Source organism: Aeromonas sp. ASNIH8 (assembly GCF_002919855.1).
Lineage (GTDB): Bacteria > Pseudomonadota > Gammaproteobacteria > Enterobacterales > Aeromonadaceae > Aeromonas > Aeromonas caviae.
Genome location: NZ_PQLN01000082.1, coordinates 1 through 19,310, shown reverse-complemented (window position 1 = coordinate 19,310; position 19,310 = coordinate 1). Strand labels below are relative to the sequence as shown.

Sequence of the window (19,310 nt, the reverse complement as noted above, 5' to 3'; positions counted from 1 at the left end):
CCGTAAGGCAAGCTTGCGGAAGAAGCAGCAATTTGCGGGCATGAGCAGCCCATATCTGGAAAAGGTACTGGATGCTGGGTTAGCTGAACTGGCATCAATTTAACAATATGTTCACGCTCTCGCCCTGGCACCTGTTCGATACTAGCAAGATATGGTTTCTCTAACGTGGGGTTACTAGCAGGCCAACACTTAAACGTCAGCTCACCGGCATATTGCGCCTTGAACGACTTACCGCTCGATGTAGACATTGACAATAAGTTGTCATTAGATATTTCCATCTGCGCCATCAGCTCCCGCAAAGAGCGCTCAAACGGATCATCCAAGGCAATCACACCTCGGTTAGCTAGCTCACATAACTTGGTGAATACACCTGACTCAACCTTGTACTCAAGACCACCATCCTCCAAGCTCTCTGCCCTAATTCCTTCCACAAAGTCCTCATAACTGAAGCTCTGATGAAAAGTGACAAAAGCCAACTGCCCCGCCTCTTGATACTGGTCAAACGCCGCCTTCAACTCAGTTCGGGTCACGCCAGACTTCGCCAGCAGAGTCGGCTCAAGAATCTCCAAGGCCTTCTCGATAGTGCTGAAGGTCTTGCCGGTACCGGGCGGGCCGAAGAGGATCTGGTTCAACGGCGCGTTGGCCTTGGGTATCACCGGGTTGTCGTTTGCTTCGCTCATGGTGTCATCCTCATCATCACTCCCGCTATCATCCTTGTCTGCCTTTGGCGGTGCCAGTCCCAACGACTCGTCATACAGGCCCAACATAAAGCCATATGGGGTCAATTCAGGTAACGACTCGCGGGCCAGGTCGTAATAACGCATCAGGCGCTGCATACGCCCAATGGATTGGTTTTCAGGAGGAATATCGTCTGACGGCCACCCCAACACGTTAAGAAAGTGACCAAGATGGCCAGGGGAAGATATTGGCAACATACGCGATGGCTGATAGCAGGTGACCAACCTCAATTTTCGGCCATTACTCATGGTCACTCGTGCATCAACCCCGGCTCGCCGATAGATCTCTTGGTCATCATCTATCCAGCTCAGGTCACCATCAGGGTCGGCTGCCGCCACGCAGTGTTGCACCTTGAGCGTATAGCGCAACGCCTCTTCATCACTCAAGTCCGCTAACCGTTTGTTCTTGTAGACAGACCCATTCCCCAAAAAGTAGATAAGATGCCCCTTGGAGGTACCGGGCATATAGCGGGCCAGCACGGGCTGTAGACCACGCTCGATCCACCAGCAGAACGAGTTGCCATCCCCCTTGCCCACGCAGTACTGCTCAAGGGTCAGGTTAGGCAACGAGTCGAGCGGGAACTGCTCGATAAACTGGAGATAGAGTTCGCTCTGTTCGCTATCGAAGTGGGCTCTGTCGCCCATCGACTTGAGCTGAGCCAACAGGCGCGGGAAGTGTTCATTGGTAAAGGCAGTGGCGTTTACAACAGCGGCCGTCATACAGCGAGGTCCTTGAGTTGTTGTTCGGCATCCGGCAAGCGCAGTTGGCCGGAGATCAGACGGGGTAGCAGGGTATCGCGCAAGTTGGCGAGGGTTTGTGCTTGTTCTGCGTTGTTGATCCATTGGTCCAAAAGTGGCCCGAAAATCTTGTCAGCCTCAGCCAAAACTTGGGATGAAGGGACAACAACCATGGCCTCTGTGAGGTGTTTGCGTTGAATGTGCCCCATCGTGGTGGCTTTACTGGCGGCAATATGTTTGAAGTTAGTTAGATGAGTCTTTGTCCAACGAAGGTAAAACCACTTCTGAAAACGCTGCGATGTAACCTTGAACAGATGTTGATTCAACGCGCCTTCTCCACCACACCAAACCTCAACCTCAAGACTTCCCGACCATGAGAAGAGCACATCACCATTCTGAATGATGTATTCAGGCTTAATATTGCGGCTGGCGCGGTCAGCGCCCACCGTATCACCCTTGCGGAGCTGCGCAATCTTTATGACCGGAAGCGTCTCGTCACCTTCAGGTGGGTATTTTTGCAATGCCAGCCCATTGAGAAAATCGGCGATTTCATCAAGTGGTTCAGCCTGCCACCCCTTCGGCACCATGCCAAGGGCTGACTCTTCGAAGCTGTCGGGGAACAGGGCTGCGACCTCGGGGGCCAGACCTGCCGGTTGCTCGCCACGAGCACGGGCATGGACCGGGTCGAAGTCAACAAACCACGACTTGAACAGCGCCTGAGCGATCGCCTCTAGCGTGGTGTTGGTCTCTCGCAACAAAGTGATACGTTCGTTAAGCGCAGCAACGATTTCCCCAACTTTGGCTCTCACGTACGCAGGGGGGAGCCTGAACTCGAAATCGAGTATTTGCTTTGCGCTGATATGCGGAACTGCAGTTCCGGTCGTCACATTCTGAATGTACGATTCAAATTCAGGAGTCGACAATAATGCGAACAAGAAGCTGCAATCTTCTCTTGAGGCAGGCCGGATCCGAGCAACCCGTTGTACTAGGTAACTGGGCGTATCTGCAGCTTGCACTTGAGCAACTTTCAGGCCAGCCGGAATCCACGGGCGATCCATCGCCAGAACAACATCTCCAGGCTCAAGCGCATACCGTTCAAGGCCAATAGCATTTTCACGAGACCATCGCTTTACCCCATCCCACCGCACTCTACCTGGCGCAATGTTATCTCCACGAAGCAAACGAACATCGTCTTGGCCATCAGAATAACCAGTACTCTTGAATGCAAAACCTGCGAGCAAGTCAACAAAGTCACGTAGTGGTATCAGCGGCCATTCAGAACACATATCCCAACCCCCCCAGCTTCTGTTTGATCAACTGGTCCAACTCGGCTCCCTTGCTCATCTGGCCACCCAGTTGCTTGGTCAAGCGCGCCATCTTGTCGGCAAAGGCCTCATCGTCCTCCTCCACCTCTTCGGCCCCTACATAGCGGCCGGGGGTCAATACATGGCCGTGCTCGGCAATCTCGGCCAAGGTTACGCTGCGGCAGAAGCCCGCTACATCCTCGTAAGGCTGATCGCACTCCCCGTCCCCTTTCCACGCGTGGAAGGTATCGGCAATCTTGGCAATCGCGCTCTCATCGAGTTCACACTGCACTCGGCTAACCATGGTGCCCAGCTTGCGGGCATCGATAAACAGCACCTCGCCCTGGCGGCCGGCCTTGTTCTTTGCGAGGAACCAGAGGCAGGCGGGGATCTGGGTGTTGAAGAAAAGCTGGCCCGGCAGGGCCACCATGCACTCCACCACGTCCGCCTCCACCATGGCACGGCGAATATCACCTTCGCTGTTCTGGCTCGAGCTCATCGAGCCATTGGCCAGCACGATACCGGCACGGCCATTGGGCTTGAGGTGGTAGAGCATATGCTGCAGCCACGCATAGTTGGCGTTGCCCGCAGGCGGCGTACCGTAGACCCAGCGCGGATCCCCCTCTAGGCTACCGTGCCACCAGTCGCTGATATTGAACGGCGGGTTGGCCAGCACAAAGTCTGCACGCAAGTCAGGGTGCTGATTGCGGGTGAAGGTATCACCGTTTTCGCGCCCGAGGTTGTAGTCCATCCCCTGGATGGCGAGGTTCATCGCCGCCAGCCGCCAAGTGGTCGGATTCGACTCCTGACCGTAGATAGAGACGTCACCCAACTTACCGCCATGGGCTTCGATAAACCTCTCCGACTGCACAAACATGCCGCCTGAACCGCAGCAGGGGTCGTAGACCTGACCATGATGGGGAGCAAGTACCGCCACCAGCGTCTTGACGATGCTGGCAGGCGTGTAGAACTGGCCCCCCTTCTTGCCCTCGGCACTGGCAAACTCGCCAAGGAAGTACTCGTAGACCTGCCCCAGGATGTCGCGAGCTTCACCGACATCACTGCCAAAACCAATCTTGGAAACCAGATCCACCAGCTCGCCGAGCTTGCCATCGGGCAACTGGGCTCGGGCGTAGCGCTTGTCGAGGATGCCCTTGAGGCGGGGGTTCTCCTGCTCGATCAGGGTCAGCGCATCGTCAATGCGCTTGCCGATATCGGCCTGCTTGGCATGGGCCCGCAGCCCCTCCCAACGGGCCCCTTCCGGTACCCAGAAGGCGTTCACCTCACGGTAGTAGTCGCGGTCTTCCAGCTCCTCGGCCAGCAGCTCATCGTCACAGTCGTAGAGGAAGTACTCGTCGCTCTCATCGGAAAAGCGGCGGGTCAGCTCGGCGCGACGGGCGGCGAAGGAGTCGGAGATGTACTTGAGGAAGATAAGGCCCAGCACGATGTGCTTGTACTCGGCGGCGTCCATGTCGGCACGCAGCTTGTCTGCGGCAGCCCACAGGGTCTTCTTCAGCCCCTCGATACCGGTAGCTTGCGGCTCATCCTTGGCCTGCTTAGCCCTGCCACTGGCCTTCGCTTTGCGTGGTGCAGCCACGGCGGCTTCGCCTTCCAACACCCGGAGCACAGCACCGCCCCGCCCGCGCCCCTTGCGCAGTACGCCCTGTTCCAGCAGGGTCTCGCGTGCGGCGGTAAATACCTCATCGGTCAGGTCGCTGAATTGGGCTTTCAAGGTTTCCATCAAGGCTTGGTTGCCGATACTGCTGCCATCTTCAGGCACGGCGGCCAGCAGCGCCTGGCTGAGCTCGTTGAGGTCGGTCATGGGGTTCTCCGGTTAATGCGTGTTGCCTTCAGCCCACCAGCGCGAAAGCCAAGGTGAGGATGCGTGCCAAGTTGTCAGACTGACGGAACGGCGCATGCCGAGCCTTACGGGCGCAGCAGGGACCTATCCAGGGTGGTGGGTCAACAGAAGGCGATGCAGCCAAGGTGATGCATCGGTGAGAAAAAATCCGGCCCGTCAGTCGTCTATCCATTATCTGGCGGGCAGTTTATACAAATGAACCCCGCAGCACTATGCGTAATGTCACGCATAATGGCGATCACGGAGCATCGTTGTTATTGCAGAGATGAGATGGTCAACGCCTCAAGTTGGCGGACAAAAAACAAAGGGAAGGCTATGAATTGGCCTTCCCCACGACCTATCCCATTAATCACGGACTAGTAGGTGCAAAAATGTTACCACAAGCGGAGCGGTGGTCACGCCTTGCGGTCAGGATTGGCGTCCATGTTGGTCGCTGAGTAAATGGCCAAGTAGACATAGCCGTGGCTACCCAGGGTATCGGCTTCGCAGGTGAACCCTTCGTGCTGGATAGTGATGCAGTGCTGATGCTGGGCATCCAGCTCGCCGGTCAACAGCTTGGCTTCCAGAGCCTTGATGATCTCCGGGAAAGCCAGGTCGAGCTTGGCTATCTGCATCTGACTCCACTCACCGATCAGACTGGCCCGATCGGGTAGAAAATCGAGCCGGTAGTGACTTTGTATCAGGCGAGCACCAAAGCGTGGCGTCACGGTATGAGGTAAACCCCACTGCGCAAAAATCCGGGTGGGCTGGTCTGGCGCTACGGGGTGTTGGTTGTTGGTGTGGGTGGTTGTCGTGGTCATGATTAGCGATACCTCAGTTGAATGTCTATGCGGGTGCCTGGGACGTTGTGGCGCTGTCGCAATCTGGCCAGGTGTTCTGGAAGGTCTGTCAGGTTTGCTAGTCTTCCCCGATAGAGCCGGGAGAGATTGACGTAGTCAGGGTGGCTCACGGTGATGGTCACCTGATGCCCTGGCTGCCAGCGGCCAAACAGGCGGGCTTTGGCCTCTTTGATAGTGGTGATGCCGGGAGCGGGTAACGTCTGCCGGTTGCGTAGATGCAGTTTGTTGAGCTCGAGGGCATAGTGGTGCACCTCGAGCGCGGTGATAAGACGGGTCATCATGTTAGGTGATTCCAGTGATGCAAAGGGCCAGCCTGTGAGGGCTGGCCATTTATGTTGTTTGTTGATGAGCGAGACAGTGGTGCGTCAACGAGCTCAGTCAGTCGCCTCGTTGATAACCGGCTTGCAATTGAGCCGGTCCAGCAGGTGCCGTGAGCCGTACTGGGCCACCAGCCGGTCTATGGCCATCTGGGCGCAGGCTGTTCTGCTGGGCTTATTCTCAGGGATTGCGTAACGCGCAGTGAGCCAACTGCCGAGCAGCGCGATGCGATAGCCGCTCGGGATGTGGGTGAGTGAGGTGCCGATGCCCCTCCCGTGAATGAGGAAGGGCACGGCTTGGCTACCGATGTCGATATCCATGCGCTGGCCCTTGAGTTCGAAGGTGGTGAGCTCGCCGGTTTGCGGATGTTTGCCGGGCACCCGGATGGTGATGTTTTTCGCCATGTCACACCTCCGGTTTGGCTTCAAAGTGGTGGGTCACAACGCCCGCTTCCGGGTCGATGCTGATAAATGCCGGGGCTTGCGGGTGGTACTGGTAGAGCCGCGCCAATTCAGCGCGAAACGCCTCGACGTTCGGCGCAATCACATGGCTGGTATCCCCCTCGGCATAGGTAAAGGTCTCCAGCTTCTCTGTGTTAATCCAGATGCCGAAGTACCACGCATCTTCTTCGGTGTCGTACTGCTGCCAGCCCTGAGCCAGCAGTGTTCGGTCGTAATAGTAGCGGTCAGCCTGATGGCTACCCCGGTCGATGCGGCAGCCGGTCACTGTAAGTTCAAACGGGATACGCCCCGCCTTGTGGGCCTTCTTGACTCTGCGCAGCAGCTTGAGGGCTTTGGCTCTACTACGGCCATTACCGAGTGGTTGCGGCTGCCTGGCCCGCAATCCCAGGTGGGTCATTATCTTCGGCGCGGTGTTGTGGTTGAGCTGACCGATGGCAGTGGTGATCTGCCGAGCGGTCAGGGTCTTGTAATCACGCAGGTCGTGCATGGTTGGGCTTCCTTCAAATGCAAACAGCCCCTCGGAGTGAGGGGCTGTATGGGAGCATGGGTGTGTGCTGGTGGCCGTGGCTCAGGTGTGACTACTCCAATCCGGCTTGTCATTACTACCGTGGTTGACGTAGGCCCCGACAATTACCCGTTGCCACTCACCGACCGGCTGACCCGCTGCATTACAGGCGCAGCGAAAGCGGGCGAAGTTAATCTCTCGTGGCAGGTACTCACGCATATCCCGTGGACTGACAAAGAGCGTGGTCTTGTGCAACACAGGGTTGGGGGCCACCAGCGGGCCACCAATACGTCGCCCCTCCACATCGTGGGCATAGGCAAAGCCCGGCAGCATCAACTGCTGACTGATGAGCTTGGCAAGTCCCGGATGGGCACACATGGCCTCTGCCACGGCGGCCTGGCTAAAGCTGTCATTGAACTCAATCATGGATGTTTCTCCATTTCTGCAGGTGCACGGTAAGCCGCTGCCAACACCGCAAATTTTTCGACCAGGTAACTGATGCTGATGCCCAGTCCATCACTGGCCCCATCACGCAGACGGTGATGCAGGTGTGCCATGTCCTCGGCGATACGTTGGGCTAGCACGGCTGTGCTGTCCGGCTGTGAACTCGTCATGGTCAGGGTGGTGGAGAGATTCATCGCATCTCCCCCCAGGGGGCTTGCTCCCACAGTGACAGGCGGGTCAGCACGTCTTGCGCCATGGCCTGCTGCAACTGCTGTATTACCTTTACCAACCGAGGTGCCTGCTCTGGGCTCCCGGTCCATTCACTCGATTGGTACAGGGCGCAGCAGGTGAATTTGTAGAGGGCTACCAGTTCGGCATCGGTGAGTGGTGCCTGGTGGTAACGATGGGCAGGTTTAACCGGTCCCAGCTTGGTCGAGCGGCGCTGGCTTGGTTCCTTCTGGTCCTGCTGATGTCCAAGCTGATAGCGATGCCAGACAGCCCGCCGATTGGCGAGCATCATTAGCCGTACCAGCCGGCCTACCCGCCACGTCCAGGTACTGGTGACATCCATTGGTGAGTTCCACCAGAGGGCGCGCAGCAACTCAAGGGTGTAGTGCGGTGGTATGGGGGCATTGCAAAAGCGGTGTAACTGTACGGCAAACGCCAGGTAATCCTTGCGGTCAATCATGAAAGCAGACATGGGGATGACTCCTTGCAAAGCAAAAGGCCACCTGCAGTGAGGTGGCCTTGCTGGGGGGATCGGAATATCCGGATCATGGTGTTGGCGCGGATGATCCGGGTTTGGGGATGCTGGCGTTATTCGTGCGCCTGCTCTGCGTCTGGGTAAGCCGCATCAAACAGGATGGCGTAGAGCGCACAATCAATGCCGTTGACGGCATCGTGATGCAGGTAATAGGGCGGTGCGTCTCGGGAGCGCTCGAAGTAGTCGCCAAAGCAGCTGAGGCATTCGCGGATCTCGATGGTGGATCCCCGCAGCAAGGCCTCTTCAAGCTGCCTGGCATAACCCTCGTCATCACGCGCCTTGGTGACGGCTTTTTCCAGTAATGCCAGCGCCTCCTCGTTGCAGGCAGTAGCCAGACGATGGCGCAGCTTGCTCAGGGTTTCCTCAAGGGAATAGGGGTTAGGTAATCGCATCGCTCATTTCTCTTTTGGAACGGACTAATGGCGCAGCTGATGCAGCAGCGCATCAATAGCCTCGATACTATCGGCCTGGGTGAGCGGGGAGCCGTTAGGCAGGTGAGCCACGATGGCGGGCTCGGTCTGCATCTCGACGTTGTCTGCCAGCCAACAGCGCAACTCGATGAGGATATCGAGGGCGGTGAGGTGGGTTTTGCCTGGGGTCTGGTTCATAGCTGACCTCTTTCGGCCATCGAGACTAAGCCCTCAGCACCGACCACCAGATGGTCAAGCAATCGCACATCGACCAGCGCCAAGGCTTCTTTGAGGGCCTGGGTAAAGACCCTGTCAGATTGACTGGGTTCCGGGTCACCGCTGGGGTGATTGTGCACCGCGATGATGGCACCACTGTTGAGCAGTATGGCCCGCTTGACCACTTCCCGTGGGTAGATACTGGCGCTGTCCAAGGTGCCGCGAAACAGCTCCTCAAAGGCCAGTACACGATGTTGGGAGTCGAGGAACAGTGCACCAAACACTTCGTGCTCCCGGTCCTGCAGCAGGGTCTGCAGCCGCTCAGCGGCCTCTGTGGTACTGGTGATGGCGGAGCCTTTGGCAAGACGCTTGCGAGCAATCTGATTGGCGATACGCAACAGGTCTTGCTCGGTCACGGGTTCGGTGACGACATAGGTGCCGGGGCATTCCCCGGCTTTGAGTTTGTGGTAACGCATATGGGGTTCTCCAAATAAACAAAAACCCGGCACACATAAAGCATGTCAGGGTTAAAGGTAGAGCGGTTGTTGGTTCACTGTGAGGGGTGTTCAGTTGGCCTTGGTGGCGGCTTCTGCTCCTGTTCCGGCTGTAGGGGCGCGCTTCACCGGCATCAGCGGTCCGGGGACCAGTACGTTGAGTAGGATAGCGAGCGCAACGCTCAGCCGTTCCGCCAGTTGGTAGGCCGGTCCTATGGTGTCGTAGTCAGCTACCTAGGTGGCCAGCGCCAACCCACTGCCCTCCACAGCCCGCAGGTAGACGCTGTAGTCCTGCACGGTCAGGCCACTGTCACGCACCACCTGAGTTTCCCCCTCTCGATTGATGGCTTCCAGCTCAACGGTTATCGGTTGTTTGGACATCGTGTGTCTCCTCTTGCGGTAAGGGGTCACTCTCCACGCGATAACCGTGATTAGTGCAGGTACGCTGCAGGTCAGCCAGGAAACTTGCCAACACACGGGGTTGCTCGGTGAGAGAAACCGGTCCTGCCTGGCTGCGCCAAAAACAGTGACGAGTGGGGTCCACGCAAATTTCATCTATCGGCTGGCTCATGGTGCGCCAGTCCTCGGCATTGGTGAGGGAGAGCAGTTGCCACTGCCCCCCATACCAGCGCAGGTGCAGTGTAACGGTGCGAGCGTTTGGGCTACCAGGAGTCAGATGCAGCAACCAGCGCTCGCCCTGGTGAGTCGGCTGCAGTTTGGCTTTGGCCGCGACCAGGCCCAACCACTGACGTGAGTAGTGGGATAGAGCTAATTCTTGGGTCATCGTGACCTCCTAATCTCCTGCGACCGTGACGCTGAAGCATTCCAACCGGCAGTAGGCAATGAAGTTGCTTTGCCAGATATCGAACAATTCCCGCGCTTCGGCCAGCCGCAGCGGTCCCCAGCCCAACATGGTGTGTTCCCCATCGAGGAAGTTGAAGTCGATCTCCTTGCAGAGCTCGGCATCATGGCCGAGCCCCTGGTAGCTGAAGTCGGTGACGTAATCGAACAGCCAGCCATCTAGCCCACGGATCAGGCGGATCTCGACCGGGTGCACGCCACCTTGTTCGACACTGTAGCCGGGATTGCGGAAGTTGAAGGTTAGCTGGGTGCAGCGCCCCAGATCGAGATCGGTATGTTCGGCTTCTTGGCTGAGCAGGGCCAGCAAAGCCTGACAAGCAGGCAGGGCAAAGCCGTCCCGGTGAAAGGGAATCGTCATGGTAGTGTTCCTTGAAAGTGTGAGGTAGCGGTAGTGGATCAGTCGGTGAGCCAGGACCAGAGGCGGCTTACTGCGTGAGCGGCTAATACGCCAGTTGTCAGGGGAACCCAGCTTGGCGATGTCGCAAGAGTGGTCAGGGTGATAGCAGAGGTGGCGAGCGTCATGCAATCAGACGTTGTGCGCTCGCGGCTCAACACGATCATAGCTGGGGGAATGATGGTGGTCTGCTGAGTACGGAGGGCTGCTTTCGCCACCGCGGTTGCTACTTGGCTGATCTGTGTCGAGTGGTGGATACCGTGGATGCACCACATCACGAAGTGTTCACAGTTACTGAACAACACATCGTAACGGTGTTCGCCCAGCCGTGTGCGGGCACGTTCGAGGCTCTCCTTTCGGTCATACCGCCTAACAGGGCAAAATTTGCACCAGACCGGCTTACCATCGGAAAACGCATCCAGAGAAGTCATCACTATTTCACCGGGTAGGCCGAGATTAGGCCCCTGATAGTGGATGACATGGTTGCCCCCGACATAGAGGCCGTGGTGGGTATAACCGAGGCGAACGGTCACCAAATGATCGCCTGGGGTGAATCGAGACATGAAGTTAACTCCTTGTGGTCAGGCATATAAACGCAACAGGGCACCTAATGGGTGCCCTGGAGTCGGTGTGAAAAGATGTATGAGACCCGCCCGCGCCCAACCGAGCAGGGTACAGTCTTGGGGCAGAAGCTAGCCCGACTGGACAGTGCCGACCGGGCATTGCCGCTGGAGACGTTTGAGCGATTGGTCGAGCGTCTGGCCAGATCCTGAGTTAGAGCGCACCGGGTGCCGGTGCCGCGCCTTTACCCAATTTGTTGGTTAACGGGGATGCCCGAGTTCGCGTTCCCCGTGGTCTGGTCTCCGCTTGCAGAGCCGGTTCGGCAGTCGAATGTTCCCCTTCCTCCACCTGGGGGTAAAACTCCTCCAGCAGCATTGGCACCTCTTCATCCACCTCCTCGAACTGACCATTGCGCAGTAGCGCCCGCGCCACGGCTTCCATTTCGCTAATCGTCAGCCCAGCTTCATCATCCTGCATCGCTTCCTGCCGTGCCTGACCGACTGCCTCGGTCAGGGTCAGTTCGTCACGCAGCGTCAAGTCCACGTAGTAGACCGGGGTACGGTAGGACTGGGTGGTGCTCTTGGCCCGCAACCTCAAGGTCAGTGGCAGATAGCGGGTCAATCCACCGCTCACTGCCTCGAAATACTTGAGCCGTGCCGCCAGGGTTCGTACCGAGTTATAGCCGGTGGTACGAAAGATAAAGCTGCCGAGTTCATCCCCCTGTCCCTCCACAAATAGGCTCAGTCGTCCGTACAACTTACAGCCCTGTTGCTGGCCGTAGGGACAGCGCTCTGGACCGGGGCAACTGACCTCCTCCATCCCTTGTGCCCCCACCCGTTTTGCCATCTCTCCATTGCCGACACAGAGCGGTCGCCCAGTCTGGCGGTCAAAGGCGCTGTACTCTGCCCGCAGGTTCAGATCGCTGTCATTGAACAGCACACGTACCGGGATGGCGCGGATCTTGGCCTGCTCATGCCCTTGAGCGAACTGCTGATGCAAGGGATGGAGTAACCATCCCCCTTTCTGCTGCACCTGGGTGGTGAGGGTGAAACTGTCATCCTTCTCCGGCACCCATTTCCCGTCTTTCTGTACCAGCCTGCCGATACAGATCCGCCCGATCACGGGCGGGGTAATTGCCAGTCCTTTGATCATGGTGTTTAACTCCTGCCAGCATGAGTGGCCTGAATGGTGAAACGGCGTGAGCCGGGCACCGGTTTGACGTAGTGGCTGAGCAGGTCGGGATGATCCTGCCCGAGCCGTTCCAAGTCCGGCGCCAGCCGATCCTTGCTGCGTTTCCAAGTGATCTTGCCGTCGGCGAAGAGCCCTGCCGTGGCCTCGCCCAGCGTGGCCTGTAGCCGCTGCTTGATCTGCGACTCGCGTAGCTCCACTTCCTCCTTGTGCTCGCGCAGATGCAGTAACTCCCCGAACAGCTGGTTGAACTCGGGGGAATCGGAGAGATCGACGGTCTCTCCGTCATCGCGGGGAAATAGCCAAGCCAACGCCGAGCCTGCATCCTCAGAGCCATCGGGCTCGGGCTGCTGGTTGCTGGTGACCTGATGCCAGAACTGTGCTTCACGCTCGGTGAGATCCCGGACCTTCTCCTCGTCGCGCTCGATGCGATAAATCCGAAAATCCTGACCCCCGATCAGCACAGCTACCTCCGCCCAGGCATGGCCGGTGACGGCGAGCTGATGAAGTACCTGACACTGGTAGGCGACCGGCACACCTTCCTCCCACTGCGGGGCACTGTGATAGCTGGCGGTCTTGATTTCGAGGATGCCGGGGCCGTCGGGGTGACCCACCACCTCCCGGTCGAGATTGGCGAGCATAAAGGTGTGTTCGGGGTGCTGTAGTACGGCATTGACCCGGCGTACCCGGTAACCGGTTCGCTTGGCGTAGACCTGCGCCAAGACCGGTTCGAGCTCGATACCCCACAGCACCGCTTCCTTGTGGGAGATATCTTCCGGCTCCTTGCGACCGGTTTTCTCCAGCCATAGCGACAGCGGGCATTTATAGGGTGAGAGGCCCACCGCCACGGCGGCATCGGACGAGCCGATCCCCAGCTTGCGGATCGCCAGCCACTGTTCGCGAGGGAGGTCGGAGGTCGAGGCTAAACGAATGGCCTGACCGTATTTGGCTTTTGCTTTCATCGTGACTCCTGCTTGACGGCATAAATGCTCCCGCCCGGATTGGCTTACGCCAGTCCGGGTGAGGGGATTTTTGCTTTCTGGTGGAATGAAAATAGGCTGCATTTGCAGCCTCAGGATGGGGTGTTGATGGGTGAGCTAAATCGCTAGATGTCTGTTAACGGGTCGTCGCAACGGCGTCAGACGTTGAACCCGATGTGTCGGCCGGTAGGCAATTCCACATCTACACGCAGCTTGCCGCCCATCGCTTCAACATAGCGTTTCATGGTGGAGAGCTTGATATCACTGCCACGCTGCTCCATCGCCACGACGGCAGGCTGACTGACACCGAGTGCCTTAGCCAACTCAACCTGCGACACCTCCAGCTCTTCGCGCAGCGCCTGTATACGCACCTCCAGCAACAGCTCGGTTGCCATTTCCTGGATGCGTTGCCGACTCTCTTCTGAACGGGAGGCCAGCAAATCGTCAAGTGTTCTTCCCATTACTTTTCCTCCAACTCAGCCAGATGCCTGGCGTACTGTGCCTCAGCCAACGGCAGCATCTCTTTGTAAAACCGCTTCTCGTTCCCGCCCTTTTTGCCAGCACAAAGCACGATGGCTTGTCGCAGCGGGTCAAAGGCAAAGAATGCACGTAGCGGCTCTCCCTGATGCTGCACCCTCAGCTCTTTTAAGTTTGTAAAACGCGAGCCCTTGATGGTATCGACCAGGGGACGCCCTACCGATGGGCCACCTTGTGCCAAGGCGAGTAGCCCAGCCAAGACTTTCTCCTGCGTCGCTTCATCTTGCACATCAAACCAAGCATTAAACAGCTCGGTCGTTTTTACTGTCCACATAGCGCACCAATATAATCTTTAGTTTATATCTTAGATGGATACGGCCATCACTGCAACAGGTTGAGGGCCCGGTTTAACGCCTGGATTTTCAGTTGCGCCCCTTGTCCGAACCAGGCGGAGTCGAGCCGGTGATCCTGACTGCGAGCACGGCGATGGTGATCCACGTACTCGGTCACCGCATTGACCAGCCCCCAGGCAGTATTGCAGGAGCTCGATAAATCAGACCCCATCCCGGCGCCCTGATAGAGCTCGTGCAGGCGTTGTACTGGGCGGGTGAGGATGATGTTCTCGTCATCCAACGGTTGGGTCAGCAGGTCACTAAAGAAGCGCAGGGCCTCTTCAGGAGCGACCGGGCGTTGCGCTAATGCCTTGGTCTGGGCTTTGAACTCATCCCAATGAGAGAGTCCGAGTCCCAGCGACTCTTTTACTGCTGTCGCATCGAACTGGGTCGAATGGGGGACCTTGATGGCCCCGCTGCTGTCACGCAGCGCCATCTGTAAGGTGTTGTTGCAGACCACTCGCAGGGAAGTGAACTGCGCCGTGGTGCAGAGGGTGCCATCGCAACTGGTGGCGAGCAGCAGGTAAGACTTCACCACATCCCCGCCCTTGAGTTTCATGTCCTGGCCGGTACGGGCCAGCGCCCACAGCTTGCGACCGCCTTTGAGTGAGCCTGCGGTTTCCAATTCAAAGCCGCCAGCTTCCACTAGATCCTGATAAAAGTGCAACACCTCGTGGGGCTGCACCACGTTATAGCGCTGGGAGACTACCGAGAGCGGTGTCAGGGTATCGGAGCGGTAGAGCACCTTGCTATCGCTGTAGGGGCGGATATGCAGGGCATCGGAAGCCACGTTAAACATCACGTCGCTCTGCTCGATGGTCCAATCCATCCCGGCAGCTTGTAGCCAGATATCGAGCGATTGCTGTGCGGGTAACAGATTGCCGAGGCCATGCCAAGGCGTCTGGCCGGTGTAGGCCATGGTGTCGATGAGATGAGCCATATAAAAATCTCCAATGAAAAAGGGGCTGCAAAGGCAGCCCCGGTCGAGGTTCATGGAGATGATATATATCTGAGATTCTTTTCATTCAGGGCCAAATTGTGCCCCATTTGGCAATTATTAACTTCGACTGGTAGTACGATAGATGCTTATGTTCTTTTGAATCCTGGAGGACGGATGCTACAGGCAATCTTAAGCAGCAAAGCGGGTCGCATTGGGTTGGAAGGGGAGTCAGTAAGTTGGCGTGAGGCGTTTCAGCGTAGTGAGGATCTGCTCACCGCCACATTTTTTGGCCGTGTTCCCTATCTCTCCGATGGTGCTCTCTCTGCTTTATTGGGGTTTATGGTTGGGCGACCAGTTGAGCTATCTGGTTTTGAAGAACTGGAGTTATGGCCGTATTTGGAGAATTCCAGTGGAAATAAAGTTGAGCCCGATGTTGTTCTGCACTTTGAACAAGAACTGTTCGTCATTGAGGTAAAACCCCCGTTTGGTGGTACGCAGTCTCGCATGCAGTGGCTGAATCAAATTGAGGCAGTGAAGCGTAATGAGGCGTATGCCGAGTACGAGAAGATTTACTTTATCGCTTTGGGCAATGTGGGGCCAGAGGCACTTGAACAGTCAGCCTTGCCTGTAAGGTTTGAGCCCATGGCAGCCTGTGAATGGGAACCTCTCCGTCACTGGCTTCGACAGAATGCGCATTTTTCGACACGCCAAGATAAAGCGATCCTACGCGACTGGCAGAATGCATTCGAGCTGTATGGCATGGCTCCGATGATCCCGAGCTGGCAGCCTATGGTGGACATGACTAGGTCTATCGACCTCGCTGCTGGTCTCGAACAACTTCAACATTGGCGTTAGTTCGGAGATAACTGATGGACATATCCCAAGCACAGTCCTTGGTCACCCAAGTCAGACACGCTCACCGTCTGATAGAAGGCTTTTACGCACGGATCCTGCCACAACTGGATAAGTTGGCTGGTGAAGCCGCTGACGCCGATTTTCGTTTCTGGGGTAGCCTGGAGGGCGACGGTGTCGGTAAGGCAACATCCAGGCCTTCTTCTCGCGCGCCTTGGAGTTTCTTGCCGCTTTTCCAATCTTATTACTGCTACCAACTTAGTCGTGGATCTGAAAATTCTCAGAAAGGGGATATTGCACTCTACTTTCGCTTGAACATTGATGATGCATTCATCGAAGCGGCACCAGAGGTGATAGATTACGACCCTCACACCGGCAGTTCTTCACTCGAGGTACATCTATATCGCTTTACCAAGCATGCCATGTATAACTGGGGCTCTATCGAGCACGACTACCCCTGGGCTGATCATGAAGTTTGGACCGGCCAAGCGCAGGAATACCCAGAGGTAGAGTGTTGCAGTAAACGCTTTGCGCTAGAAACCGCAATCACTACCCCAGGCCAGATTCACGATTGGATTGCCAGCCAACTGGCACTTACCTCACGGTAATAAATAGGGCCACTCTTCTTGGTGGCCCATTAGTTAGGCATTCATGAAGCTATCGAGCTCGTCCTCACTTGCAATGATGAGTGCTTCATTGACTCCATAAGCTCTGGCCAGTTCGACGCTAGCCAGCAGGAGTTGTTGGTTGGTCTGTATATTGAATGCGGCCTTTGTCAAATCACCCAGCGCGTCAAACTCAGCCATAATGCGTGCCAAAGCCTGTTGTTCAATCTCGCTTAGCCGTTTAATAAAGGCTTCTTTTTTGTGATTCATTTCAGCGATCATTTTGTCGCTCATACCTTTGGCAACAGTGACCAGCATCTTTCCTGAGATTGAACCGATGAGAGCGCCGAGCACTGGGATCGGGATGACTGTTTGGCCAGCTACAGTCATGGCGCCAACAACAGCTGCTTCTGCACACACAATCATGCCCAGATCGGTGAACTGCTCTATATCAATTTCCCCCCTTTGTAGTGACAGGGTGAGACTTCCAACACCTTTGGCCGCTGTGACCAGAGCGCTGGCAAAAGGAGCTCCCATACCGGCAAAGTTTGTCAGCGTGTAGATTGCTCCCGCAGACACTCCTCCGATTAGAGCACCATTGGCCGTATCCATACCAAGCTCTTGCCAATCGTTCTTTGTGAGCTCACCTTTGAATATGTTCCTTCCTTCACGGTATTTCTTGTAGATCCCTGTACCCAAAGTCACTGCGCCAGCTACTGCGGCTCCCATCATTGCAGCATTCGCAGCTCCCTGGAGTGATGGCCGGTGGTCATCAACAATCTCGGTTTTCTTTTCCTGATTTTGATCCGCAAGTTCCTGATCATACTTATCCAGCGTGTCATCAATCCGCCCTAGTTGCACGTCACGATAATCGGATATTCCAGGGCGGACTAGGTCATCAAACGAGCGTCCAGTGGCCTGCTCCATGGCCACGACTTTTTCTTGGATTGCCCTGATAGATTTTTCATTTAAGTTATCAACTGGCTTACCATCCAGAACATCACGAATGGTTTTCCAGTGGTCTTTTGGTATGTGATAAATCTCATCCTTGCGGCCAAATTCTGGGTACTTGTCGAGGTGTCTGAGGACATGATCGAGATTGTCTTTGGCACCGTTTATGAATTTCGACTGCACAGCAACGTTATCGATCATGTAGTCCACAGGGGCGGTGCGACCCACCCCCTCGAACGTAGCTTTAAGCAATGACTCGTCTTGCAGTCGTTCCTCAATAGCTTGGCGAGCATTGCGCACACCTACCTCGACCTGCTCGGCAATTTCACCATGCTTAGTGGACATCGAGCCAAGAATGCCACTGGGATTGGCAATGAAATCCCGCACCTTCTGCATCTGCTCAGTGGCCACCTCAAAGGCAATGTGCTGTGCGTCAAGTTGGATATTCATGGCTTGTTGATTCATTTGATTAAGCTGATCAACAACAATTCCTGTGACTTGATCCTTCACTGGTTCAGCATGCTTCACTACCATTACTTAACCTTTTTGTTGATTAGCTGAGACAGCGAGTTGATGTGATTGATCAGTGAGGCAAGTTGTTGCTTTTGGCCAGGGGCAAAGTCTTTGTAGTCGTGAGGCGCAGTCTTGCTTAGCACGTCGATAATGCTTTCCGTACCGTGATAATGCTCGGAGGTAAGCGAAACCATTTTTTTAACGGTGGTCTGGACAACATTGAGCTCACTACATTGAGCAAGTAGTTTGCGCTCTTCGCTTCGAGTATCTTCAATAATCTTGCTGTTTTTGTTACGAGCTAGTAACGCGCCGCCAGCTATGCCAGCCGCACCTATTCCCCACCCCAGTGGCCCAGCAAGTGCCAGCAATGCTCCGCCAGCAGACATGCCACCACCACCTGCAGCAAGGGCGCCACCTCCCAACCAAGCCAGGGCCGCGTTAGTTGCCGCTGCACCACTTAGCGTTGCGATAGCAGTCCCTGTAGATGCTGTACCAAATGTAGTTGCTACGGCCAAAGCAGCTGTGGGTGCAAAAGCTGCGAAGCCAGCACCTGCAGCAATCCCAACAGCGGCAGTACCCTTACCAACATGTGATTTGTTATATTCCATCTCAAGCTTTTCGACGACGTCATCAAACTCAACGATTTCAGCTTTGAATTCTGCAAATGATTTATCGAATTCGATGGGGGTATTCTTCATTCTGTTGATATAACTCTCAACTCGAGTGATCAACTCTTTACTGCATTTGGCGCGCCACTCATAGAGAGCAGTGATCTCTCGCTGGGCCAGCACAACGTAGGCTTTGCAGCGCGTTTCAGCAGTTTCAAGGTCTTGCAGTGCTTTTTTCCGTTCAGCGTTTAGGAACATGTAACCTCCATTGTTATTAACCATTTTTAAAGTCGCCCAACTATCTCCGTCGGCGATCACTTCCAGATTATTGAATATCATGCAGTTATAGGGTGCGAAACATCACATTCCCACCATTCTCAGTGCAATCTGAATCCAAGATTCCTTGAGGGCTGTATCAGTTGGCCAACTGAATAGCCCCAGTTCCATAGCTCACGCTCCGTGGCCTCCCCCCGCGAGGACGGGCTACCGAGATCTCCATGCGACCAAAGGTTCGGCGACCTGCTGGGAGGGTAGCCAATATCTGCTCATCGGGTTTGGTCAGATAACCAAGAGCACTCAGTAGTAGATCCTGTTTGCCGGTATCTGCGTAATGCACCATACCAATCCCATCGGTCCCCCATTCTTGGTACTGGACTCGCCTGCTATTGCAGTTGTAATAGTTCCCCTGCCCATCGGTGATGGTCTCCCACTGCTCCCCCAGCAATCGCCCCAATGAGATAAATAGCTGTTTCGAATAGTAGATCACAGGAGGAAGGGAACTCAGTCCAGTTTGTGCGATCTCATTAGGCGCGAAACAAAACAAGCCACACCAAAAGGACTGAGTTGATGCCTATCCTACCACCCCTGCCACGACCACAACGGCGCCGCATTCACAAAA

The 19,310-nt window shown here is 55.9% G+C and carries 25 protein-coding genes and 1 pseudogene; 2 read left to right on the top strand and 24 right to left on the bottom strand.

What is annotated here, in order from left to right:
* The 22 genes and pseudogenes from C3418_RS18055 to C3418_RS17945 all read right to left on the bottom strand — a co-directional run.
* Positions 1–1,457 (bottom strand): annotated as a pseudogene (locus C3418_RS18055) (hypothetical protein); the annotation flags it as partial.
* A complete protein-coding gene (locus C3418_RS18050; RefSeq protein WP_103859014.1) occupies positions 1,454–2,761 on the bottom strand; it encodes a restriction endonuclease subunit S in 1,308 nt (435 codons plus the stop codon). The gene C3418_RS18050 and the pseudogene C3418_RS18055, both read right to left, overlap by 4 nt.
* Positions 2,751–4,601, bottom strand: coding sequence for a class I SAM-dependent DNA methyltransferase (locus C3418_RS18045; RefSeq protein ID WP_103859013.1), 1,851 nt, complete (start codon positions 4,599–4,601; stop codon positions 2,751–2,753). Before C3418_RS18045 ends, C3418_RS18050 begins: the two co-directional genes overlap by 11 nt.
* Positions 4,602–5,035: 434 nt before the next feature.
* Positions 5,036–5,440 (bottom strand): type IV toxin-antitoxin system YeeU family antitoxin, encoded by a 405-nt coding sequence (locus C3418_RS18040; protein ID WP_099994251.1) that lies wholly within the window; start codon positions 5,438–5,440, stop codon positions 5,036–5,038.
* Between the two features lie 2 nt (positions 5,441–5,442).
* Positions 5,443–5,760, bottom strand: a complete 318-nt coding sequence (locus tag C3418_RS18035) for a hypothetical protein (RefSeq protein WP_258040128.1) — start codon at positions 5,758–5,760, stop codon at positions 5,443–5,445.
* Positions 5,761–5,853: 93 nt separating this feature from the next.
* Positions 5,854–6,201 carry a hypothetical protein gene (locus C3418_RS18030; RefSeq protein WP_103859012.1) on the bottom strand — a complete coding sequence of 116 codons (348 nt, stop codon included), beginning with the start codon at positions 6,199–6,201 and terminating at the stop codon, positions 5,854–5,856.
* A gap of 1 nt (position 6,202) precedes the next feature.
* Entirely contained in the window at positions 6,203–6,745 is a 543-nt protein-coding gene (locus C3418_RS18025; RefSeq protein WP_103859011.1) for a hypothetical protein, read from the bottom strand.
* A gap of 81 nt (positions 6,746–6,826) precedes the next feature.
* Positions 6,827–7,189 carry a hypothetical protein gene (locus tag C3418_RS18020; RefSeq protein ID WP_052815460.1) on the bottom strand — a complete coding sequence of 121 codons (363 nt, stop codon included), beginning with the start codon at positions 7,187–7,189 and terminating at the stop codon, positions 6,827–6,829.
* Positions 7,186–7,401, bottom strand: coding sequence for a hypothetical protein (locus tag C3418_RS18015; protein WP_043852031.1), 216 nt, complete (start codon positions 7,399–7,401; stop codon positions 7,186–7,188). Before C3418_RS18015 ends, C3418_RS18020 begins: the two co-directional genes overlap by 4 nt.
* Positions 7,398–7,907, bottom strand: coding sequence for a hypothetical protein (locus C3418_RS18010; RefSeq protein ID WP_043852032.1), 510 nt, complete (start codon positions 7,905–7,907; stop codon positions 7,398–7,400). Before C3418_RS18010 ends, C3418_RS18015 begins: the two co-directional genes overlap by 4 nt.
* A gap of 116 nt (positions 7,908–8,023) precedes the next feature.
* Positions 8,024–8,362: a hypothetical protein gene (locus C3418_RS18005; RefSeq protein ID WP_181023123.1), complete on the bottom strand. Its 339-nt coding sequence runs from the start codon at positions 8,360–8,362 to the stop codon at positions 8,024–8,026.
* A gap of 24 nt (positions 8,363–8,386) precedes the next feature.
* On the bottom strand, positions 8,387–8,578 hold the full coding sequence (locus tag C3418_RS18000; protein WP_029303518.1) for a hypothetical protein: 192 nt from the start codon (positions 8,576–8,578) through the stop codon (positions 8,387–8,389).
* Positions 8,575–9,072 carry a DNA repair protein RadC gene (gene radC, locus C3418_RS17995; protein ID WP_042045083.1) on the bottom strand — a complete coding sequence of 166 codons (498 nt, stop codon included), beginning with the start codon at positions 9,070–9,072 and terminating at the stop codon, positions 8,575–8,577. Before radC ends, C3418_RS18000 begins: the two co-directional genes overlap by 4 nt.
* A 252-nt stretch (positions 9,073–9,324) precedes the next feature.
* The gene (locus tag C3418_RS24830; protein ID WP_258040126.1) at positions 9,325–9,471 is read right to left on the bottom strand and encodes a hypothetical protein; all 147 of its coding nucleotides are present in this window, start codon (positions 9,469–9,471) and stop codon (positions 9,325–9,327) included.
* Positions 9,446–9,874 carry a hypothetical protein gene (locus C3418_RS17985; protein WP_103859010.1) on the bottom strand — a complete coding sequence of 143 codons (429 nt, stop codon included), beginning with the start codon at positions 9,872–9,874 and terminating at the stop codon, positions 9,446–9,448. The genes C3418_RS24830 and C3418_RS17985 overlap by 26 nt, the downstream gene beginning before the upstream one ends.
* Positions 9,875–9,883: 9 nt before the next feature.
* Entirely contained in the window at positions 9,884–10,309 is a 426-nt protein-coding gene (locus tag C3418_RS17980; protein WP_103859009.1) for a DUF2787 domain-containing protein, read from the bottom strand.
* A gap of 38 nt (positions 10,310–10,347) precedes the next feature.
* Positions 10,348–10,908, bottom strand: a complete 561-nt coding sequence (locus tag C3418_RS17975; protein WP_103859008.1) for a lecithin retinol acyltransferase family protein — start codon at positions 10,906–10,908, stop codon at positions 10,348–10,350.
* Between the two features lie 211 nt (positions 10,909–11,119).
* Complete coding sequence (locus C3418_RS17965) at positions 11,120–12,058, bottom strand: hypothetical protein (RefSeq protein ID WP_103859007.1); 939 nt, start codon at positions 12,056–12,058, stop codon at positions 11,120–11,122.
* Between the two features lie 5 nt (positions 12,059–12,063).
* A complete protein-coding gene (locus C3418_RS17960; RefSeq protein WP_042046565.1) occupies positions 12,064–13,056 on the bottom strand; it encodes a YqaJ viral recombinase family protein in 993 nt (330 codons plus the stop codon).
* A gap of 176 nt (positions 13,057–13,232) precedes the next feature.
* Positions 13,233–13,535 carry a helix-turn-helix domain-containing protein gene (locus C3418_RS17955; RefSeq protein ID WP_042046566.1) on the bottom strand — a complete coding sequence of 101 codons (303 nt, stop codon included), beginning with the start codon at positions 13,533–13,535 and terminating at the stop codon, positions 13,233–13,235.
* Positions 13,535–13,885, bottom strand: a complete 351-nt coding sequence (locus tag C3418_RS17950; RefSeq protein ID WP_103828992.1) for a type II toxin-antitoxin system RelE/ParE family toxin — start codon at positions 13,883–13,885, stop codon at positions 13,535–13,537. The genes C3418_RS17955 and C3418_RS17950 overlap by 1 nt, the downstream gene beginning before the upstream one ends.
* Before the next feature lie 47 nt (positions 13,886–13,932).
* Positions 13,933–14,883 carry a DUF932 domain-containing protein gene (locus C3418_RS17945; RefSeq protein WP_052815455.1) on the bottom strand — a complete coding sequence of 317 codons (951 nt, stop codon included), beginning with the start codon at positions 14,881–14,883 and terminating at the stop codon, positions 13,933–13,935.
* Between C3418_RS17945 and C3418_RS17940 the strand changes: the two genes are divergently transcribed.
* Both C3418_RS17940 and C3418_RS17935 read left to right on the top strand, forming a co-directional pair.
* Complete coding sequence (locus tag C3418_RS17940; protein WP_146054125.1) at positions 14,875–15,738, top strand: hypothetical protein; 864 nt, start codon at positions 14,875–14,877, stop codon at positions 15,736–15,738. The two genes, C3418_RS17945 and C3418_RS17940, sit on opposite strands and share 9 nt — an antisense overlap.
* A 14-nt stretch (positions 15,739–15,752) precedes the next feature.
* Positions 15,753–16,343, top strand: coding sequence for a hypothetical protein (locus C3418_RS17935; RefSeq protein WP_052815453.1), 591 nt, complete (start codon positions 15,753–15,755; stop codon positions 16,341–16,343).
* 33 nt (positions 16,344–16,376) lie between these two features.
* Here the strand turns inward: C3418_RS17935 and C3418_RS17930 are convergent, their stop codons facing one another.
* Complete coding sequence (locus C3418_RS17930; protein ID WP_052815452.1) at positions 16,377–17,825, bottom strand: hypothetical protein; 1,449 nt, start codon at positions 17,823–17,825, stop codon at positions 16,377–16,379.
* Positions 17,825–18,670 (bottom strand): hypothetical protein, encoded by an 846-nt coding sequence (locus tag C3418_RS17925; protein ID WP_052815451.1) that lies wholly within the window; start codon positions 18,668–18,670, stop codon positions 17,825–17,827. Before C3418_RS17925 ends, C3418_RS17930 begins: the two co-directional genes overlap by 1 nt.
* Between the last annotated feature and the right edge of the window lie 640 nt (positions 18,671–19,310).

Bases quoted from the DNA above. Each gene is read 5' to 3' on its own strand.
- C3418_RS17935 (WP_052815453.1), top strand. From the start codon at position 15,753: ATGGACATATCCCAAGCACAGTCCTTGGTCACCCAAGTCAGACACGCT.
- C3418_RS17945 (WP_052815455.1), bottom strand. From the start codon at position 14,883: ATGGCTCATCTCATCGACACCATGGCCTACACCGGCCAGACGCCTTGG.
- C3418_RS17940 (WP_146054125.1), top strand. From the start codon at position 14,875: ATGAGCCATATAAAAATCTCCAATGAAAAAGGGGCTGCAAAGGCAGCC.
- C3418_RS17960 (WP_042046565.1), bottom strand. From the start codon at position 13,056: ATGAAAGCAAAAGCCAAATACGGTCAGGCCATTCGTTTAGCCTCGACC.
- C3418_RS17965 (WP_103859007.1), bottom strand. From the start codon at position 12,058: ATGATCAAAGGACTGGCAATTACCCCGCCCGTGATCGGGCGGATCTGT.
- C3418_RS24830 (WP_258040126.1), bottom strand. From the start codon at position 9,471: ATGTCCAAACAACCGATAACCGTTGAGCTGGAAGCCATCAATCGAGAG.
- C3418_RS18005 (WP_181023123.1), bottom strand. From the start codon at position 8,362: ATGCGATTACCTAACCCCTATTCCCTTGAGGAAACCCTGAGCAAGCTG.
- C3418_RS18050 (WP_103859014.1), bottom strand. From the start codon at position 2,761: ATGTGTTCTGAATGGCCGCTGATACCACTACGTGACTTTGTTGACTTG.
- C3418_RS17930 (WP_052815452.1), bottom strand. From the start codon at position 17,825: ATGGTAGTGAAGCATGCTGAACCAGTGAAGGATCAAGTCACAGGAATT.
- C3418_RS18000 (WP_029303518.1), bottom strand. From the start codon at position 8,578: ATGAACCAGACCCCAGGCAAAACCCACCTCACCGCCCTCGATATCCTC.
- C3418_RS18035 (WP_258040128.1), bottom strand. From the start codon at position 5,760: ATGATGACCCGTCTTATCACCGCGCTCGAGGTGCACCACTATGCCCTC.
- C3418_RS18030 (WP_103859012.1), bottom strand. From the start codon at position 6,201: ATGGCGAAAAACATCACCATCCGGGTGCCCGGCAAACATCCGCAAACC.
- C3418_RS18040 (WP_099994251.1), bottom strand. From the start codon at position 5,440: ATGACCACGACAACCACCCACACCAACAACCAACACCCCGTAGCGCCA.
- C3418_RS17985 (WP_103859010.1), bottom strand. From the start codon at position 9,874: ATGACCCAAGAATTAGCTCTATCCCACTACTCACGTCAGTGGTTGGGC.
- C3418_RS18015 (WP_043852031.1), bottom strand. From the start codon at position 7,401: ATGAATCTCTCCACCACCCTGACCATGACGAGTTCACAGCCGGACAGC.
- C3418_RS17980 (WP_103859009.1), bottom strand. From the start codon at position 10,309: ATGACGATTCCCTTTCACCGGGACGGCTTTGCCCTGCCTGCTTGTCAG.
- C3418_RS17925 (WP_052815451.1), bottom strand. From the start codon at position 18,670: ATGTTCCTAAACGCTGAACGGAAAAAAGCACTGCAAGACCTTGAAACT.
- C3418_RS18045 (WP_103859013.1), bottom strand. From the start codon at position 4,601: ATGACCGACCTCAACGAGCTCAGCCAGGCGCTGCTGGCCGCCGTGCCT.
- C3418_RS18025 (WP_103859011.1), bottom strand. From the start codon at position 6,745: ATGCACGACCTGCGTGATTACAAGACCCTGACCGCTCGGCAGATCACC.
- C3418_RS18010 (WP_043852032.1), bottom strand. From the start codon at position 7,907: ATGTCTGCTTTCATGATTGACCGCAAGGATTACCTGGCGTTTGCCGTA.
- C3418_RS17950 (WP_103828992.1), bottom strand. From the start codon at position 13,885: ATGTGGACAGTAAAAACGACCGAGCTGTTTAATGCTTGGTTTGATGTG.
- C3418_RS17975 (WP_103859008.1), bottom strand. From the start codon at position 10,908: ATGTCTCGATTCACCCCAGGCGATCATTTGGTGACCGTTCGCCTCGGT.
- radC (WP_042045083.1), bottom strand. From the start codon at position 9,072: ATGCGTTACCACAAACTCAAAGCCGGGGAATGCCCCGGCACCTATGTC.
- C3418_RS18020 (WP_052815460.1), bottom strand. From the start codon at position 7,189: ATGATTGAGTTCAATGACAGCTTTAGCCAGGCCGCCGTGGCAGAGGCC.
- C3418_RS17955 (WP_042046566.1), bottom strand. From the start codon at position 13,535: ATGGGAAGAACACTTGACGATTTGCTGGCCTCCCGTTCAGAAGAGAGT.